Genomic DNA, 2,057 nt, shown 5'->3' with positions numbered 1-2,057 from the left:
GATGGCGATGGCGGTGCGTTCGAAGAATGCGCACTGGAAGATGCAGGACATCCAGCGACGGCATTGGGAGGCGCTCGGTGCGCGCCATGGCGTCGTGACGGAGGATGGACGGCAGGCCGGGTTCGTCATCGATGCGCTGGTCGAGCAGACGCCGCGGGTCGTGGAGATCGTCAGTGCGGCGCTGCCCGTGGGCTTTCCGGCGCAGTTGGCTGAAACCATCCTCGGGGGGTTGCAGGATGCGGCGACCCGGCTTGCCGCGCGTAGCTGAGCCCAGCCCCTCGCGAAGGAATTTCGGAATTCACGGAATTTCTTGCTCGCCGAGCGGAAGATTGGCATAGTTTCGGAAATTCAGAAATAAATGTCCTGCGCACCAAGGAATCACCTGCATCCCTGGAGTTCCGAAATGCCTGCAAATCCAGACACCTCGCTTGCCCCACTCCCCATTGCGAATGCCGCCGATCTCGGCCCTGTGGTGCGAGCCCGTCGGCGCGAACAGTCACTCCGGATAGACGATGCGGCTTCACTGACTGGCGTCTCGGTCGACCTGCTTTCCCGGCTGGAGAACGGCAAAGGTTCGGTCCGCCTCGACAAGCTCCTGACGGTGTTGGACGGGTTGGGCCTGGCACTCGTGGTCGGCCCGAAGGACCACCCCTGGATGCAGTCGGTGGCGCGACCCGTCACTGCGCGTCCGGAACAGCCATGACGCCGCCGACCGCGTCATCGCATTCGCTCACCCTCTGGGCAGACGGCCAACAGGTCGCCACGCTGAGCCACGAGCCGCTGGATGACCGGTGGTCCCTCGACTACAGCCCCCTCTGGGTCAGCACCCAGCAGGCGTTCCCGCTGTCGCCCGCATTGCCGCTCGTGCGTCCCGCAGCCGGCTACGCCGTCGGTGCGGTGAAACGCTTCGTGGAGAACCTGCTGCCCGAAGGCCGCGCACTCGACATCATCGCGACGACCAGCCGCGTCTCCAGGTCCAACGTGTTCGCGCTGATCAACGCGCTCGGCGCCGAGACGACGGGGGCGTTCAGGTTCTGGCGCTCGGGGGAGGCCCCTCCTCCGTCTCTCGCCGCCACGCCACCGCGCGAAGTGACCCGTGACGAGCTGAACCAGCGGTTGAGCGAGCGCGAAGCGATTCCGCTGGCGGTATGGGATGGCAAGGTTCGCATGTCCATCGCGGGCGTGCAGGACAAGCTGATGGTCTGGCTCGACCGTCCGCTCGACGAGGGCGGTCGCATGTTCCTCGTCGAGCCCCCGCTCGCATCGACGCACATCCTCAAGCCCGAGCCGGACCGCAAGCTGACGCCCCATCTCGTGGTCAACGAGCACTTCTGCATGTCGCTCGCCAGGCGCATGGGCCTTCCCGCCGCTGCGGTCAGCATCTACCGGACGCCGAGACCGGTGCTGGTCGTCGATCGCTTCGATCGCAACGTGTCGAAGGCGAACGGGGAGACCGTCGTCCAGCGACTGCACGTCATCGACGCATGCCAGGCACATGACCTGCCGGTGACCTACAAGTACGAGCGCAATTTCGGAAGCGGCGAACACGTTCGCAACATCCGCGAGGGCGTCAGCTTCGGCGGGCTGTTCGAGCTCGTGGAGCAGACGGTCAACAAGGCCTCTGCGCGGCTGGTCCTGCTCAGGTGGGCGCTGTTCCAGTTCCTCATCGGCAACAGCGACGCACATGGCAAGAACTTCTCGTTCTTCGTTCGCCCGCAGGGCCTGGAGCCTGCGCCCTGGTATGACCTGGTCAGCGTGCTGCAGTACCCCGGCCTCGACCACGAGTTCGCGATGGCGTATGGCGATGCGTTCTCGCTCGACGAGGTCGGGGCGTTTCAGCTGGCCGATTTCGCGCAGCGCTGCGGCATTGACCGTCGTCTGCTGAAGCGGGAGGCCTTGCGGCTGGCAAAGCTGGCGATCGAGCAGGCGCCGTCACAGGCGAATGCAGCCGACTACCTGGAAGAAGAGCGGGGCTTTGCGGGACAGCTTCGCGACTTCGTCGTCGCGCAAGCCTCTCGACTGGCGACGCTGGCGAGCGCCGCGGTGAAGATGCGGGA

Annotated in this window: 2 protein-coding genes and 1 pseudogene; all 3 read left to right on the top strand. The window is 65.6% G+C overall.

All coding sequences use genetic code 11. The features are described 5' to 3' along the window. Nucleotides 1-268: pseudogene (locus AC1D15_RS28960) on the top strand (type II toxin-antitoxin system HipA family toxin); the annotation flags it as partial. Between the two features lie 135 nt (nt 269-403). Next, nucleotides 404-703 (top strand): helix-turn-helix domain-containing protein, encoded by a 300-nt coding sequence (locus AC1D15_RS28955; RefSeq protein ID WP_477828738.1) that lies wholly within the window; start codon nt 404-406, stop codon nt 701-703. Next, a partial coding sequence (locus AC1D15_RS28950) for a HipA domain-containing protein (RefSeq protein WP_477828737.1) occupies nt 700-2,057 on the top strand: 1,358 nt, incomplete at its 3' end. The genes AC1D15_RS28955 and AC1D15_RS28950, both read left to right, overlap by 4 nt.

It is taken from the genome of Rhizobacter sp. P2_H2 (assembly GCF_056403375.1).
The sequence above is the reverse complement of the archived record's forward strand: the minus strand, read 5'-3'. Positions and strand labels throughout refer to the sequence as shown.

Coding starts and splice junctions, on each gene's coding strand:
- AC1D15_RS28955 (WP_477828738.1), top strand. CDS start 404: ATGCCTGCAAATCCAGACACCTCGCTTGCCCCACTCCCCATTGCGAAT.